Source organism: Spirillospora sp. NPDC052242, from assembly GCF_040679555.1.
In the GTDB taxonomy this organism is placed as follows: Bacteria; Actinomycetota; Actinomycetes; order Streptosporangiales; family Streptosporangiaceae; genus Spirillospora.
In genome coordinates this window covers 25,342-40,754 of the sequence record NZ_JBFAUZ010000072.1, presented here as the reverse complement: position 1 = coordinate 40,754, position 15,413 = coordinate 25,342, and the positions used below count along the sequence as shown (strand labels likewise).

The window sequence follows — 15,413 nt, the reverse complement described above, 5'->3', positions numbered from 1 at the left end:
CCGCGCCCGCCCCCCTGCCCCCCCCCGCGCCCCCCGCCCCGTTTGTCTTCCCCGCCCCCCGGCCGCCCTCAGGCGGCCGGGGCCGACTCGTTGAACGGGACGGGCGCACCGAACGACGTCCCCGCCCGCCTCGCAACGTTCGGGCCCGCCCGCCGGAGCGCTCGCAGCGCCCGCGGCGGGCCGTGAGCGGCGGGACGGGCCGCGGCCGGCGGCGCGAGGAATGCGGGCTCCCCGCGGGGCGTTACTCCCCGGACACGACGAGAGGGGCGGTAGCCCGCCCGTACGCCGTGAAGGTAGATCGACATCGACCGAGTCAAGCTCGGGCGCCTTCTCCGAGAAGATCCTTTCAAGGACGGGGCGACTGCCCGGGAACGCCGATGGGAAAGGCGATCCGGCGCAGTTCTCGATAAAACGATCTACCTTCTCAAAGGTAAAATATCCCTGGATTTGGCGAAATGCCGGTAATGGCGTATATGCTCGTCGTCAGGTCCTGGTCAAAGAACCCTTGACCTGGGCTGTCACAGAGCCGTCGCTCCCGCCCGCCAGGCGGGGACCACTCTGCCGAATCGCGGCCGCATCCATGCAGCCGGCCGCGGCCGGGCGGGCCTGAGCGCCCCCGGTCGGCAATTCTCCCGCTTCATTCCACCCGCGTCGACGCACGCCCATGCACGGGCGTCCGGCGAACGGCGCGGGCGCGATCCCGCCATGCCCGCGGGGCGCGGCATGCGGGGTCCGCTACGCGGCGGTGCAACTCGAGTCCCGAGTCTCGAAAGCCGTTCCCTCCTGCCCGGACGATCCCTGTCTCCGGCGCGGAACGGCGGTCCTGTTGGCCGAACGAAGGAATCACATGCAGAAGCGAGCGATCAACGTTGTCCTGACCAGCATCACCGGCACCGCACTGGCCGGCATGCTCGTGGCCGGTGTGGCGGCCGCCAGCGACGACGGCGCTCCCGACCAGCAGCGGCTCCTGTCCGAGAAGATCACCGCGCAGGAGCACACCCCCTCCCTTCCGGGCGAGGGCAAGGCGAAGCCCGAGTCCGGGAAGGCCGCCGGGTCCGGCGGCGCCGCGGCGAAGCAGCCCGAGAAGTCGGACGCCGCCAAGGACAAGAAGGACGAGGACGTTCTGCTCAGCGGCACCACGACCGCGTCCTACTTCTGGGACGACGGCTCCGGCATCCGCGGTGACACCGGCGCCCCCGCGAGCGGTGAGCCCATGCAGGAGGGCATGTTCGCCAGCCCGAGCTGGCCGATGATGACCAAGGTCCGGGTCAGCTACGACGGGCGCACCGTCACCGGCTTCGTCGGCGACCGCGGCCCCGGCGAGCCTTCGCACCGCGGCATCATGCTCGACCTCGACACCCACACCTTCCGGTACCTGCTGGACGGCGGGGAGCCCGAGAGCGACTACGACGCGGGCACCGGCCAGGGCCACATCGAGGGCCTCAAGTGGGAGGTCCTGGAGTGGGGCGACGGCGCGGGCGAGCGCGGCGAGCCGCAGCCCTTCGGGTCCTGACCCCCGGCTCCGCGCGACCGCACCCCGCGCGGACGGGTGGACGCCCCGGCGATCTTCGGATCGCCGGGGCGTTCCCCGTTCCATGACCGGTTCGAAGGCGCGACGCGGCCGGGCCGCAGATCAGGGGGTCGCCGGCCGGGAATCGTCGAGCAGCCGCCGGAACGCCGCGTTGGCCTCGCCGATCCGCCGCACCGAACAGGACTCGTCCGTGACGTGGGCCTGCTCGGGATCGCCGGGACCGTAGATCACGACGTCCGGTCCGCCGAGCATCCCCGTCAGCACCGAGGCGTCCGTGAAGTACGTCGCGTACTCGGGCTCGCGCGCGGACGCGCCGGGCGCGAGCAGCTCCAGTACCCGCGCGACGTCCGGGGCGGCGGCGTCCGTCGCGACGCCGGGCAGGTCGACGAGCCGCTCGAGCCCGATCTCCGGCCCGCACAGCTCCGCGATCGCCGCGACGGCCTCGTCCGACCCGAAGCCCGGGACGGTGCGGACGTCCAGCCGCATCTCGGCGCGGTCGGGCACCAGGTTCGGCTGCACGCCCGCGTGGAAGGTGCCGACGTTCACCGTCACCGGCCCGTGCGTCGGGCTCACCGGCCACCCCCGGTGCCCGTGCACCCGCGTCGCGGCGGCGGCCAGCGCCACGAGGGCGTTGCGGCCCAGCTCGGGACGCGAGCCGTGCGCCGACACCCCGCGCGCGGTCGCCCGCAGCCACAGCGTGCCCTTGTGTCCCAGGACCGTTCGGTTCGCGGTCGGCTCCGCCACCACGAGCAGGTCCGTCGGGACGAGCGACGCGGGGTCGAGCCGCGCGGCGCCGTCGCAGCCGGTCTCCTCCCCGAACGTGAACACCAGCTGGAGCGGACGGTCGCGGGCGGCGTCCGCCGCGGCGGCGATCTGGCACGCGACGCCCGCCTTCATGTCGCTGCCGCCGCGCCCGAGCAGCCGCCCGTCCCGCACCTCGCCGCCGAGCGGGTCGAACGACCAGCCGGACGGGTCGGCGGGCACGGTGTCCAGGTGCCCGGTGAAGGTGACCGGCACGCGGGGCACGGCCGGGCCGCGGCGGGCGACGACGTTCGCGCGCCCCGCCTCCGGCTCGTCCACGCGGACGTCGAACCCCGCGCCGTCGAGCACCGCGGCGACCAGGTCGGCGGCGGCGCGCTCCCCGCCGGCCCGGGTGTCGATCCGCACCAGCCGCCGCGCCAGGTCGAGCGCGTCGATCGTCCGGTCCGCCGTGTCCATTCCCGCTCCCTCAGGTTCAGGCGTCCGCGCGGGTGCTGTCGCGCACGACCAGGCTCGGCACCAGCGAGATGTGCGCGGACGGCCCGCGCTCCTCCCGATCGGTCCCGTCCGCGGCGGCCGCGGCCAGCAGCCGGACGGCCTCGGCCGCGATCCGCTCGCGGGGCTGGTCCACGGTCGTCAGCGCCGGCTCGCTCAGCCGCGCGAACTCGATGTTGTCGTAGCCGGTCACCTGCACGCGCCCCGGGACGTCCACGCCGTGCGCGCGGCAGGCGCGGGTGACGCCGAGGGCGATCAGGTCGTCGGCGCACACGATCGCGTCCGGCGGGCCGCCCTCGGCGATCAGCCGCGCGGCGGCGGTCTCGCCCCACTCCACGCTGTAGTCGCCGAGCAGGACATGCTCGGGCGCCACGACGATGCCGAGATCCTCGGCGCGGCGGCGGAACCCGGCGAAGCGCTGCTCGGTCGAGGAGTTGGTGAGCAGCGAGCCGACGAACGCGGCCGAGCGCGCCCCGCCCGCGTGCAGATGGTCCATGACCTGGCGCATAGCGGCGACGTCGTCCACACCGACCCAGTCGGTGCTGGTGCCGCCGACGAACCGGTCGAGCTGGACGAGCGGCAGCCGGTCGGCCGTCTCCTGCACGGCGGCGCCGCTCAGCGTGCCGTGGCTCGGGCTCACGATGATCCCGTCGACGTTGCGGGCGACGAGCGTCGCGAGCCGCCGCGCCTCGACCTCGGGGTCGGAGCGGGCGTCGCACAGCAGCAGCTCCTTGCCCTCGCGGCCGAGGGCGTGCTCGACGCTCTCCACCAGCGAGGTGAAGAACGGGTTGGAGATGCTCGGCACGACCATGCCGACGGTGTCGGTGCGGCTGTTGCGCAGGGCCCGCGCGATCGAGTTGACCTGGTAGCCGAGCTCGTCGGCGGCGGCCCTGACCTTGCGCTGCACGCCCGCGGAGACCGGCCCCCGGCCGGACAGGACGCGCGACACCGTGGCGGTGGACACGCCCGCGCGCTCGGCGACCTGCGCGATCGTCACCCGCTGCAATCGATTACTCCTCCAGTTGCCGCCGACATCCGTGTCCCGCAGGTTAAAGCCATGTTTCGGTGACTATACCCCTTGACGGCCTGGGGATTCGATACCTACGGTTCTCCTCACATTCACTGCAATCGATTACACAGGAGGCCCCATGACGGCGGCGACGGGGAACGAGCGGGCGCTGGGCGTCTTCCCGCCCAGGCCGAACGCGATCGAGGAGCTGTTCGGGACCCGCAAGGTCGTCATCGGCGTCGTGCACCTGCCCCCGCTGCCGGGCAGCCCGCACTACGAGGGCGTCCCGATGGACGACGTCTGCGCGTTCGCGATCGAGGAGGCGCGGGCCTACCTCGACGGCGGCTGCCACGGGATCATCGTCGAGAACCACTGGGACATCCCGTTCCTCAAGCCCGGCGAGCACGGCTACGAGACGGCCGCGGCGATGGCCGTCGTGACCGACCGGGTCCGGCACGCCACCGGCGGGCGGACGGGCGTGAGCGTGCTGTCCAACGCGGCCGAGTGCTCGATCGCCTCCGCGTGGTCGGGCGGCGCCGGGTTCGTCCGGGTCAACCAGTGGGCCAACGCCTACGTCGCGAACGAGGGGATCATCGAGGGGCAGGCCGCGCACGCCGCCCGCTACCGCAGCCGGATCGGCGCCGGGCCGGTGAAGGTCTTCGCCGACGTGCACGTCAAGCACGGCGCGCACGCGATCGTCGCGGACCGCACCCTCGCCGAGCAGACCGAGGACGCCGAGTTCTTCGGCGCCGACGTGCTGATCGCCACCGGTTCCCGGACGGGCGACGCCGCCGCCTTCGACGAGGTCGAGGGCATCGCCGCGCACACCAGCCTGCCCGTCGTGATCGGGTCGGGCATCACCGCCGCGAACATCGGGGAGCTGCTGCCCGCCTGCGACGGCGTGATCGTCGCGTCGTCGGTCAAGGACAACGGCCGCTGGTGGGGCCGCGTGGACGCGGCGAAGGTCCGCGAGCTGACCGCCGCCGCGGCGAAGGCCGGAGCGGAACTGCCGTGATCGTCTTCTGCGGGTACGCCAACGTCGACCTGACGGTCGAGGTCCCCGTGCTGCCCGGCCCGGCGGCGCGCGTGCAGGCCACCCGCGTCCGGCGCGGCGAGGGCGGGATGGCGGCGAACGCGGCGGTGGCGGCCGCCCGGATGGGGGCCGACGCCCGGTTCGCCGGGGTCGTGGGGTCCGATCCGGAGAGCACCGCGTTCCTCGCCGCCCTCGCCGGAGACGGCGTCGACACCCGCTGGACGCCCCGGTCGGGCGTCCTCACCACCGCCGTCGTGCTGCTCACCCCCGACGGGGAACGTTCCATCATCAGCCAGGACGACCTGGTGACGACCGAGCACGTGGCGGCCGCCGCGGCGGCTGCCCGGGAGGCCGGCGCCTGGCTCTACCTGGACGGCTACCGGTTCCCCGCGGCCGCGGACGTGCTCGCCGGCTCCGGGCGGCCGCGCCTGGTCGTCGACCTCGACGGCTGCGACGGGCCCGCCGCGATGCGGGCCGCGCTCGCCGCGGCCGACCACGCGCTCGTCGGCCGCGCGCAGGCCACCGCGTTCCTCGCCCCCGACTCGGCGGACCACGCCGCGGCGGACGCCGCGCTGGCCGCCGAGGCCGCCGCGCATCGGGTAAACCTGGTGGTCACCGACGGTGCGCGCGGCTGGACGCTGTTCGCGCCGGACGGTGCGCGGCACGCCGGGACGGCGATCCGCGTGACGGCCGTGGACGCCACCGGCGCGGGGGACTGCTTCGCCGGCGTCTACTGCGCGGAGCTCGACCGGGGGACCGCCCCGCCGGACGCGGCCCGCGTGGCCGCCGTCGCGGCCGGCCTGTCCTGCACCCGGCCGGGCGCGCGCGACGGGCTGCCGCACCGCGCGTCCGTCCTGTCCCGGATCCGCGCCGAGAACGACTCCCGAACCACCGCCCCCCGCCCGGACGAACCCCGGACGACCGACCCCCGAACCACCGACCCCCGAACGGACGGCTCCCGCCCGAACGACTCCCGCACACCGGCCCCGGACGCGCCCGCCGCGCCCGCCCGGCCCCATCGAGAGGAGACATGATGCGACACACGGTGCGGGCCGTGGTCGCGCTCTGCCTGCTGCTGACGGCGACCGTCGGGTGCGACGTGCAGGCCAGGCGTGAGATCGCGGCCGAGAAGAAGGCCACGGAGAAGGGGCCGCCGCCGCCCGAGCGGATCGCGGAGTCCTGCGAGGTGGACGGACGGCCGCCCAGGATCGGCGTCGTCCCGATCAACCTGCAGGCCCTCTTCTTCAACCAGATCAACACGGGCGCGAAGACGGTCGCGGACAAGGCCGGGGCGCACATGCAGGTCGTCAACGGGGACGACGACTCCACGAAGCAGGCCAACGCGATCGACAACCTGGTCGCGGGCGACTACGACGCGATCATCGTGGACGCGGTCGACACCGAGGGCATCAAGCCCGCGATCCGGCGCGCGAAGGCCGCCGGGGTGCCGGTCGTCGCGGTGGACGCCACCGTCGACGACCCGGCCGTCGCCACCCAGGTCGGCACCGCCAACGCCGAGGGCGGGAAGCAGATCGCCGCGGAACTGCTGGAGATGTCCGGCGGGAAGGGCGAGATCGGCGTCGTCGGCGCCCTCAACAGCACCGTTCAGAACGAGCGGCAGAAGGGCTTCACCGACGCGGTCGCCGCGGGCGGCATGAAGATCAAGACGGTGGTGGACGGCCGCAACATCCAAGAGCAGGCCCAGACCGCCGCCGAGAACCTGCTGACCGGCAACCCCGGCCTGCCCTACGCGTACGCGACGGGCGAGCCCGCGCTGATCGGCCTCGCGGCGGCCGTCCGCAGCCAGGAGCGCACCGACGACATCGAGGTCGTCGGCTGGGACCTGTCCCAGCAGGCCGTGGACGGGCTCCGCGAGGGCTGGATCGTCGGCGTCGTCCAGCAGAACACCTTCACGTTCGGCCACGCCGCCATGAACGCCGCGATCGACCTCGCCTGCGGCCGGTCCGCCCCGGCGGACGTGCCCGTCCCGACGCAGATCGTCACGCCCGCGAACGTCTCGGACTACCTGTACTACCTGGAGAAGTGATGACCGAAGCACCCCTGGTCTCACTGCGCGGCATCACCAAGTCGTTCGGCGCGGTGAAGTCGCTGCGCGGCGTCGATCTCACGCTGGCGCCGGGCGAGGTCCTCGGCCTCGTCGGCGACAACGGCGCCGGGAAGTCCACGCTGATGAAGGTCCTCGCCGGCGCGCTGCAGCACGACGCCGGGACGATCGCGATCGACGGCCGCGAAGTGCGGTTCGGCAGCCCCGCCGACGCGCGCCGCGAGCGGATCGGGATCGTCTACCAGGACCTCGCGCTGTGCGACACGCTCGACGTCGCGAGCAACCTGTTCCTCGGGCGCGAGCCCCGCAAGGGACCGTTCATCGACCGCCGCACCATGCACCGCCGGGCCGCCGAGACGCTGTCGGAACTGCACGTCCGCGTCAAGTCGACGTACCAGGAGATCGGGCACCTGTCCGGCGGGCAGCGGCAGGCCGTGGCGATCGCCCGCGCGGTGTCGTTCAAGCCGCGCGTGCTGATCCTGGACGAGCCGACGGCGGCCCTCGCGGTCGCCGAGGTCCGCCAGGTCCTGGCGATGATCAAGGACGTCGCGGCGCAGGGCGTCGGCGTCATCCTCATCACCCACCGGCTGCAGGACCTCTTCGAGGTCTGCGACCGCATCACCGTCATGTACGAGGGCCGCAGCGTGGACGACGAGCCGGTGTCCGCGCTCGACATCGAGCGGCTCGTCGCCCTGATCACCCGCTCCGGCGCCGCCACCGGGTCCGAGTCCACCGAGGAGGTGGCCTGACATGAGCGTGCAGGCCCCGCCCGCGCCCACCGTCCGCGCCGAGACGCCCGGCCTGTGGGAACGTGCCAACAAGGCGACCCTGGCGATGGCGGGCGTGACCGTCGCGCTGTTCGCGGTCTTCGGGATCGCCTCCGACAACTTCCTGACCTTCGACAACATGTCGAACCTGGCGACGCAGGTCGCGATCACGCTGATCGTTGCGGTGGCGATGACGTTCGTGATCACCACCGGGCAGATCGACCTGTCGGTGGGCTCGACGGTCGCGTTCGTCGCCGTCCTCACCGCCGAGATGCTCCGGGCGGGCTGGGACTCCTCGCTCGTGATCGTCGCGGCCCTGCTGGCCGGGCTGTTCTGGGGCGCGGTGAACGGCTACCTGTCGGCGTACCACCGGATCCCGCCGTTCATCGTCACGCTCGCGACGATGTCGGTGATCCGCGGGCTGGCGCAGCTGTGGACCGAGGGGTTCTCGGTCCCGATCGACGCCCGCCTGTACGTCGCCAAGATCGGACGCGCGGAGTTCCTCGGCTTCTCCGCGCTGGCGTGGATCGCCCTCGGCACCGTGGTGATCGGGGCGGTGCTGCTGTCCAAGACCCGGTTCGGCAACTACATCAACGGGATCGGCTCGCAGGAGGAGTCGGTCCGCCGCGCCGGAGTGAACACGAACCGCATCAAGATGGTCGCGCTGATGCTGACCGGTCTCGCCGCGGGCGTCGCCGGGCTGCTCACCGCGGCCCGGCTCGGCTCCGGGTCGGCGAACTCCGCCCAGGCGTTCGAGCTGACCGTGATCGCGGCGGTGGTGCTCGGCGGCACCGACCTGTTCGGCGGCCGCGGCACGATGACCGGCACCGTCATCGGCGCGGTGATCACCGGGGTGATCGCCAACGGGCTGACGCTGCTCGGGGTGAGCCCGTTCCTCACGCCGATCGTCACCGGCATGGTGCTGCTCGCCGCCATCTGGCTCAACCTGCGCGGTCACGGCATCGCCGAGCTGGGCGCGCACCTCCTGGGCCGCGGCCGCGGACGGGACCGCGCGAAGGAACCCGCGTGACCGCGGAGCGGCCCGGCCCCGGCGCGGCGGTCGAGGTGACCACGGTGACCGGCCCGGCGTCCAGCGCGGACCTGGGCCTCACCCTCACCCACGAGCACCTGCGCAACGACGTCCGGAAGGCGGTCGGCGCGCCGGCGGACCCCGGGCTGGCGTTCCTGCGCGACGCCCGCACGACCCCCGAACTGGCCTGGCTGCTGCGCGAGGAGCCCTACGCCTGCCTGGACCACTGCACGCTGGACGACGACGCCGCGATGCTCGCCGACCTGCGGGCCTTCGCGGCCGCGGGCGGCGGGACGGTCGTGGACGTCACGCCCGGCGGCCTCGGCCGCGACCCGGACGTCCTGCGGGCGTTCGCCGAGCGCAGCGGCCTGCGGATCGTCATGGGCTCCGGCTGGTACCTGGAGCCGTACCACCCGCCGCACCTGGCCGGGACGGACGAGCGGGACCTCGCGGCCGAGCTGGTCGCGGAGTTCACGGGCGGCGTCGCCGGCACGGGCGTCCGTCCGGGCGTGATCGGCGAGATCGGCGTGTCACCGGACTTCACGCCCGCCGAGCACCGCGCGCTGCGGGCCGCCGCCCGCGCGCAGCGGGAGACCGGCGTCCCGCTCTACGTGCACCTGCCCGGCTGGCAGCGGCGCGCGCACGAGGTCCTCGACATCGTCCTGGACGAGTACGGCGTGCCGCCCGGCGCGGTGGTCCTGTGCCACATGGACCCGTCCCACGACGACCCGGGCTACCAGCGCGCGGTCGCGGACCGGGGCGTCTGGCTGGAGTTCGACATGATCGGGATGCCGTTCCGCTACCCGGGCGAGGGCCAGTCGCCCGCCCCGCACGAGACCGCCCACGCGATCACGTGGCTCGTCGTGCACGGGTACGGCGGGCGGCTGCTGCTCAGCCACGACGTGTTCCTCAAGAGCATGCTCACCGCCTACGGAGGCAACGGCTTCCGGTACGTGCCGACCCTGTTCGTCCAGCGCCTCGCCGATCTCGGCGTGCCGCGCGACGTGGCGGAGGGCCTCCTGCGCGACAACCCCGCGCGGCTGTTCGAAGCCGCCGCGGCCTGACCGGCGCGGTCCCCGCGACCGGCCGTCCCCCACGAACGACCCCATCCGAAAGAGAGGAACCACAGTGAGCCGCGTCCTGATCGCAGGAGAGAGCTGGGTCACCCAGTCCACCCACATCAAGGGGGTGGACTCGTTCACCACCACCTCCTACGTCACCGGCGTCGAGCCGCTGCGCCGCGCGCTGGAGGGCCGGGGCCACGAGGTGGTGCACATGCCCGCCCATCTGGTGCCGGCCGAGTTCCCCGGGGACGCGGACGCCCTGGCGGCCTACGACGTCGTCGTCCTGTCGGACATCGGCGCGAACTCCCTGCAGCTCGCCCCGGAGGTGTTCGAGCGGGCCGTCCCGGGCCGGGACCGGCTCGGCGCGCTGCGCGACTGGACCCGGGACGGCGGCGGCCTGCTGATGGTCGGCGGGTACCTGTCGTTCACCGGTTTCGAGGCCAAGGCCGCGTTCCGCAACACGGTCCTGCACGAGGCGCTGCCCGTCGAGCTGCTGCCCGAGGACGACCGGGTGGAGCTGCCCGCGGGGGCCCGCGCGGCCGTCACGGGCGCCGATCATCCCGCGCTGGGCGGCGTGACGGGCGACTGGCCGCTGCTGCTCGGCTACAACCGGGTCAAGGCCCGGGAGGGCGCCGAGGTCCTGGCCACGCTGAACGGCGACCCGCTGGTCGCCGTCGCCGGGTACGGCACCGGCCGCTCGGCGGTGTTCACCTCCGACTGCTCGCCGCACTGGGCGCCCCGGCCGTTCTGCGAGGACTGGGACGGCTACGCGAAGGTGTTCGGCGGCCTGGTCGAATGGCTCGCGGCGTGACGCGCTCGCGGGCGCTGCTCGACGCGTGCGCCGAGCCGCTCGAGCGGGCCGCGGCCATGCGGTTCGCCGAGGACGTCCGCACGGGCGCCGTCGGCGTCCAGGAGTTCGCCGACTACCTGGAGATCGAGGCGTCGTTCGTCGCCACCGCCGCGCGGCTGCACGGGCTGGCGATCTGGGACGCGCCGGACGCCGCGGCGATCGAGCGGAACGCGTCGGCCGTCCACGCGCTGACCACCGAGCAGGCCGACTACTTCCGCGCCGCCCGCGCGGCCTGGCCGGTCCCGGCGCGTCCGGGGGCGGCGGCGCGCGGCGCGGTGCTGTCGGAGTTCGCGCTGGCGGCGGCCCGCGAGGGCGGGCACCCGGCCGTGGTGACGGTGATGTTCGCCGCCGAGAGCCTGTACCTCGCCTGGTGCGGCCGGGCGCACCGGGAGGGCCGGGTCCCGGCCGGGCCGGTCGCCGACTGGGTCGCGCTGCACGCGGGCGATGCGTTCCGGCGGGGCGTCGAGGCGCTCGCGCGGGAGGTCGACGCGATCCCCGCGGACGTCCCGGACGACCGGCTCGCGCGCTGGTTCGCCGGGATGCTGGAGGCGGAGATCGCCTTCCACGACGCCGTCTACGCCTGACGCGGCCGGTCCGCCCGGCCCGCGAGGAGCGCCACGACCGGCGCGAACTCCTCCATCGCCGAGTCGGGCACCTGGTAGTAGGTGAACCCGTAGCGCTCCCGGCGCCCGGTCATCTGCTCGGCGATGTGCTCGGGCGGCCCGACGAACTGGGACGGCATGCCGAGGACGAGGTCGGCGGAGGCGGCGCCCCACCCGCGCGCCGCCGCCACCCGGGCGGCGGCGGCGCGGGGATCGGCGCCGAACCGCGGCGTCACCATCATGCTCAGCTCGACGTCCCGGTCCCCGGCGGCCTCCCGGACGCGGTCGACCTTGCGGGCGATCGTGTCCGGGAGCCGCTCGGTGATCTCGTCGGAGATGGCGCCCTCGGGCAGCGCCCGCGGCAGGATCCCGACCGTGTCGGCGTGCCGCCCGGCGATGCCGAGCATCCGGGCGCTTCCGGCGCCGACGACCAGCGGCGGGCGCCGCGCGGGGCGCGGGAAGACGGTCAGCCCGTCGATCCGGTAGTGCTCGCCGGCGAACACGGTCTTCTCCCCGGCCAGGAGGCTCCGCAGGATCCGCAGCGACTCCTCCAGCCGCCCGACGCGCGTCCCGGCGTCGTCGAACGGGATCCCGGCGGCCGCGTACTCGGCCCGCAGCCATCCGGCGCCGACGCCCAGCTCGAACCGTCCGCCCGACAGGTGGTCGAGCGTCGCGGCCTCCTTGGCCAGCAGCACCGGGTGCCGGTGGTCGTTGGCGAGGACCATCGTGCCCAGCCGCAGGGTGCGGGTGACGGCCGCCGCCGAGGCGAGCGCGACCATCGGGGCCAGCTGGTCGCCGAAGGGCTCGGGCACGAAGTGGTCGCGCAGCGTCAGCGTCGCGTAGCCCAGCTCCTCCGCGCGCCGCGCGGTGGCGGCCAGTTCGGCGCCGGACCGGATCGACTCCCCGACGACCCCGAAGCGGAACGCGCGTGCCTGTTCGTCCATGGCATCGAGCATGGCGCGCGGCACGGGACGGCGCTGGCGGGAAAACGACGCGGACCTGGGGAACGGCGCGGAGCCCGCGGACGCGCAGACCGGCGGGACGGGCGAGCGGCTCGGTCGCCGTCCGTGCGGCGTAAGGGCGTCACCGACTGCCCGGCCCCACCGGTCCCTTCCAGCGTGCGTCGCGGACGGCGCGTCCGCAAGTCATGGCGTGCCCCGCGGTTCGACGCGCTGGGCGAGCAGCCGTCCCGGCCAGTCGCCGACCGTGAACTCCGCCACCGGCTCGAAGCCGTTCCGGCGGTAGTACTCCACGAGCCGCCCGTCCCCGCCGCCGTAGCAGTCGACGCGGAGCAGCCGCGCGCCGCGCGCGGCGGCCTCCCGCCGCGCCTCGCCGATCAGGGCCGCGCCGACGCCGTGCCCGGCGAACGCGCGGTCGGTGACGAGCAGCGTGATGTACAGCTCCGGCTCGTCGGCCGCGGCCACGTAGTGCGGCGGCGTCGGGCCGGCCGCCATGAACCCGGCGGGACGGCCGTCGATCTCCGCCGCCCAGATGCCGTCGTCGCGCGCGATGCCGCTGATCCGCTCCACCCGCCGCGGATCCCGCGACCAGGGCTCGGTGCCCCACTGCCCGGACCGTCCCTCGCCGACGAGCCATGCCACCGCGCCGTCCAGCATCGCCAGCATCGCGGGCGCGCTCTCCGGGCCGCCCCGGCGGATCTCCATCGTGACACCTCCGCCGCCGATCATCGCACGGCGGGACGGGCGGGACGGCCGGGCCCGCGTCAGGCGGACGCGATGAAGGTCTGCGCGCGGCGGAAGAGCCCGAGGGTGATCGAGTGGAGCAGGTCGCCGGTCTCGCGCGGCGCCTTCCCGGCGCAGGCGCGGGCGTGCGTGCCCTCCAGGACGATGCCGAGCTTGAAGCACGCCAGCACCGCGTACCACCGGATGGACGACAGGTCGCGCCCCGCGACGGCGTCCGCGCGGCCCGCGTAGGCGTCGACGAGCTCGTCCGCGGCGGGCAGCCCGCCCGCGGCGCCGAGCGGCCCGGCGAGCGCGGCGCTCTCGTCGTCGCGGTCCGGCCAGGTGGCCAGCAGCCAGCCGAGGTCCAGCAGCGGATCGCCGATCGTGCACATCTCCCAGTCGACGATCGCGGCGATCTCCGGGCCGGTGGGGGAGTACATCAGGTTGGCCAGGTGGTAGTCGCCGTGCATGATCCCGGGCCGCCACGTCTTCGGGCGCCGTTCCTCGAGCCAGCGCGCGACGTCGTCCAGGCCCGGGATGTCGGGGCCGGGGTAGCCGTCCAGGGCGCCGTACGAGTCGAGTTCGGCGGTCCACCGGCCGACCTGCCGCTCCAGGAACCCGGCCGGCTTGCCGAAGTCGGCGAGCCCGACGGCCTCGTGGTCGACCGCCCCCAGCGCCGCCAGCGCGCGCGCCGCGTTCAGCCCCATCTCGTGCCGGACGGACGCGTCCTTCGCGTGCGGGTCCGGGAGGGTCACGGAGGCGTTGAACCCGTCGACCGGGGTCATCAGGTAGAACACGGCGCCGTTCATCACGGACTCGTCGGGGCAGGCGGCGACCAGGCGCGGCGCGGGCACGTCCGTGCCGTCCAGCGCGCCCAGCACGCGGGCCTCCCGGCGCAGGACGTCGTTGGTGCGGGCCCGCAGGTGCGCGGGGCCGCGCCGCAGCACGTACTCCCGGCCGCCGCGCCGGAAGCGGACGAGCGTGTTCTGCGTCCCGCCGGTCAGCGGCGCGACGTCCTCGAACGGCCCCTCGGGCAGGCCCCGGGCGTCCATCCACCCGGCGAGGACCTGGAAGTCCACGAGCGCGCGATCGATCTGCTCAGGCTGCTGCACGGCGGGGTCCCTTCGACACGGCGTAGTACCGGAGAGTAACAGTCATGCACTTGCATTACTCGTTCAAATGCCTGCATTATCGGCGGGACGCCAGCCACCGACGGCAGGAGACGCGCCATGGCATGGGACTTCGAGACCGACCCCGCCTACCAGGAACTTCTCGACTGGGCCGACGCCTTCGTGCGGGACGAGGTCGAACCGCTCGACCTCGTCCTCGGCAGCCCGTACGACAAGTCCGACCCCCGCTACAAGACGCTCGTCCGGCCCCTGCAGGACCGGGTCCGGGAGAAGGGGCTGTGGGCGTGCCACCTCGGCCCGGATCTCGGCGGCCAGGGCTACGGCCAGGTGAAGCTGGCGCTGCTCAACGAGATCCTCGGCCGGTCGCGCTGGGCGCCGTCGGTGTTCGGCTGCCAGGCGCCCGACTCCGGCAACGCCGAGATCATCGCCCACTTCGGCACGCCCGTGCAGAAGGAGCGCTACCTGCGGCCGCTGCTGGACGGCGAGATCTCCTCGTCGTACTCGATGACCGAGCCGCACGCCGGCGCCGACCCGACCCTGTTCACCACGCGGGCCGTCCGCGACGGGGACGGCTGGGTCATCAACGGCGAGAAGTGGTTCTCCTCCAACGCCCGGCACGCGGAGTTCCTGATCGTCATGGCGGTCACGAACCCCGACGTCAGCGCGTACGAGGGCATGTCGATGTTCATCGTCCCCGGCGACGCGCCCGGCCTGGTCACCGTCCGCAACGTGGGCGTCGGCGGGGAGCGCGAGGGCTCGCACGGGTACCTGCGCTACGAGGACGTCCGCGTCCCGGCCGAGAACCTCCTCGGGGACGAGGGCGGCGCGTTCGCCATCGCGCAGACGCGGCTCGGCGGCGGCCGGATCCACCACGCCATGCGGACGATCGCGCAGGTCCGCAAGGCGTTCGACATGATGCTGGAGCGGTCGGTGTCCCGGCAGACCCGCTTCGGGCCGCTCGCCAAGATGCAGATGACGCGGGAGAAGATCGCCGACAGCTGGATCGAGATCGAGCAGTTCCGGCTGCTCGTCCTGCGCACCGCCTGGCTGATCGACAAGCACCGCGACTACAAGAAGGTCCGCAAGGACATCGCCGCCGTGAAGGCCGCGATGCCGAAGGTGTACCACGACGTGGTGCAGCGGGCGATGCACCTGCACGGGGCCCTCGGCGTGTCGAACGAGATGCCGTTCGCGTCCATGATGATGGGGGCGCAGGCGATGGCGATCGCGGACGGGCCCACCGAGGTCCACAAGATCACCCTGGCCCGGCAGCTGCTCCGCGACGTCGAGCCGGTCGAGGGCCTGTGGCCGTCCGAGCACCTGCCGACACGGCGGGAGGCGGCGCGCGAGCGGTTCGCCGAGGCCCTGGAGCTCGCGATCGGCGAGGAATGACGGA

At 74.0% G+C, this 15,413-nt stretch carries 15 protein-coding genes; 10 read left to right on the top strand and 5 right to left on the bottom strand.

What is annotated here, in order from left to right:
• Positions 1-847: 847 nt before the first annotated feature.
• Positions 848-1,513, top strand: a complete 666-nt coding sequence (locus AB0L25_RS38160) for an RlpA-like double-psi beta-barrel domain-containing protein (RefSeq protein WP_500178158.1) — start codon at positions 848-850, stop codon at positions 1,511-1,513.
• A gap of 120 nt (positions 1,514-1,633) precedes the next feature.
• Here the strand turns inward: AB0L25_RS38160 and AB0L25_RS38155 are convergent, their stop codons facing one another.
• A complete protein-coding gene (locus AB0L25_RS38155) occupies positions 1,634-2,749 on the bottom strand; it encodes a M20 family metallopeptidase (protein ID WP_500178156.1) in 1,116 nt (371 codons plus the stop codon).
• A 16-nt stretch (positions 2,750-2,765) separates the two neighbouring features.
• Positions 2,766-3,782: a LacI family DNA-binding transcriptional regulator gene (locus AB0L25_RS38150; RefSeq protein WP_500178159.1), complete on the bottom strand. Its 1,017-nt coding sequence runs from the start codon at positions 3,780-3,782 to the stop codon at positions 2,766-2,768.
• Positions 3,783-3,933: 151 nt separating this feature from the next.
• Here AB0L25_RS38150 and AB0L25_RS38145 point away from each other — a divergent pair, with 151 nt between their 5' ends.
• The 8 genes from AB0L25_RS38145 (at position 3,934) to AB0L25_RS38110 (ending at position 11,187) form a co-directional block, all read left to right on the top strand.
• Entirely contained in the window at positions 3,934-4,809 is an 876-nt protein-coding gene (locus tag AB0L25_RS38145; protein ID WP_500178154.1) for a BtpA/SgcQ family protein, read from the top strand.
• Positions 4,806-5,861, top strand: coding sequence for a carbohydrate kinase family protein (locus tag AB0L25_RS38140; protein WP_500178152.1), 1,056 nt, complete (start codon positions 4,806-4,808; stop codon positions 5,859-5,861). The genes AB0L25_RS38145 and AB0L25_RS38140 overlap by 4 nt, the downstream gene beginning before the upstream one ends.
• Complete coding sequence (locus AB0L25_RS38135; RefSeq protein ID WP_500178150.1) at positions 5,858-6,874, top strand: substrate-binding domain-containing protein; 1,017 nt, start codon at positions 5,858-5,860, stop codon at positions 6,872-6,874. Before AB0L25_RS38140 ends, AB0L25_RS38135 begins: the two co-directional genes overlap by 4 nt.
• Positions 6,874-7,641, top strand: coding sequence for an ATP-binding cassette domain-containing protein (locus AB0L25_RS38130; RefSeq protein ID WP_500178149.1), 768 nt, complete (start codon positions 6,874-6,876; stop codon positions 7,639-7,641). The genes AB0L25_RS38135 and AB0L25_RS38130 overlap by 1 nt, the downstream gene beginning before the upstream one ends.
• A gap of 1 nt (position 7,642) precedes the next feature.
• Positions 7,643-8,689 carry an ABC transporter permease gene (locus AB0L25_RS38125; protein WP_500178147.1) on the top strand — a complete coding sequence of 349 codons (1,047 nt, stop codon included), beginning with the start codon at positions 7,643-7,645 and terminating at the stop codon, positions 8,687-8,689.
• Positions 8,686-9,753: a phosphotriesterase family protein gene (locus AB0L25_RS38120; RefSeq protein ID WP_500178146.1), complete on the top strand. Its 1,068-nt coding sequence runs from the start codon at positions 8,686-8,688 to the stop codon at positions 9,751-9,753. The genes AB0L25_RS38125 and AB0L25_RS38120 overlap by 4 nt, the downstream gene beginning before the upstream one ends.
• A 64-nt stretch (positions 9,754-9,817) precedes the next feature.
• Entirely contained in the window at positions 9,818-10,564 is a 747-nt protein-coding gene (locus tag AB0L25_RS38115) for a glutamine amidotransferase (RefSeq protein WP_500178144.1), read from the top strand.
• Positions 10,561-11,187: a TenA family protein gene (locus tag AB0L25_RS38110; RefSeq protein ID WP_500178143.1), complete on the top strand. Its 627-nt coding sequence runs from the start codon at positions 10,561-10,563 to the stop codon at positions 11,185-11,187. The genes AB0L25_RS38115 and AB0L25_RS38110 overlap by 4 nt, the downstream gene beginning before the upstream one ends.
• Here the strand turns inward: AB0L25_RS38110 and AB0L25_RS38105 are convergent.
• The 3 genes from AB0L25_RS38105 to AB0L25_RS38095 form a co-directional block, all read right to left on the bottom strand.
• Positions 11,178-12,149, bottom strand: a complete 972-nt coding sequence (locus AB0L25_RS38105; RefSeq protein ID WP_500178141.1) for a TIGR03621 family F420-dependent LLM class oxidoreductase — start codon at positions 12,147-12,149, stop codon at positions 11,178-11,180. The two genes, AB0L25_RS38110 and AB0L25_RS38105, sit on opposite strands and share 10 nt — an antisense overlap.
• A 201-nt stretch (positions 12,150-12,350) precedes the next feature.
• Positions 12,351-12,869: a GNAT family N-acetyltransferase gene (locus AB0L25_RS38100; RefSeq protein WP_500178139.1), complete on the bottom strand. Its 519-nt coding sequence runs from the start codon at positions 12,867-12,869 to the stop codon at positions 12,351-12,353.
• Positions 12,870-12,928: 59 nt separating this feature from the next.
• Positions 12,929-13,999 (bottom strand): phosphotransferase family protein, encoded by a 1,071-nt coding sequence (locus tag AB0L25_RS38095; protein ID WP_500178138.1) that lies wholly within the window; start codon positions 13,997-13,999, stop codon positions 12,929-12,931.
• A 117-nt stretch (positions 14,000-14,116) separates the two neighbouring features.
• Here AB0L25_RS38095 and AB0L25_RS38090 point away from each other — a divergent pair, with 117 nt between their 5' ends.
• Positions 14,117-15,409, top strand: a complete 1,293-nt coding sequence (locus AB0L25_RS38090) for an acyl-CoA dehydrogenase family protein (protein WP_500178136.1) — start codon at positions 14,117-14,119, stop codon at positions 15,407-15,409.
• Positions 15,410-15,413: the final 4 nt, after the last annotated feature.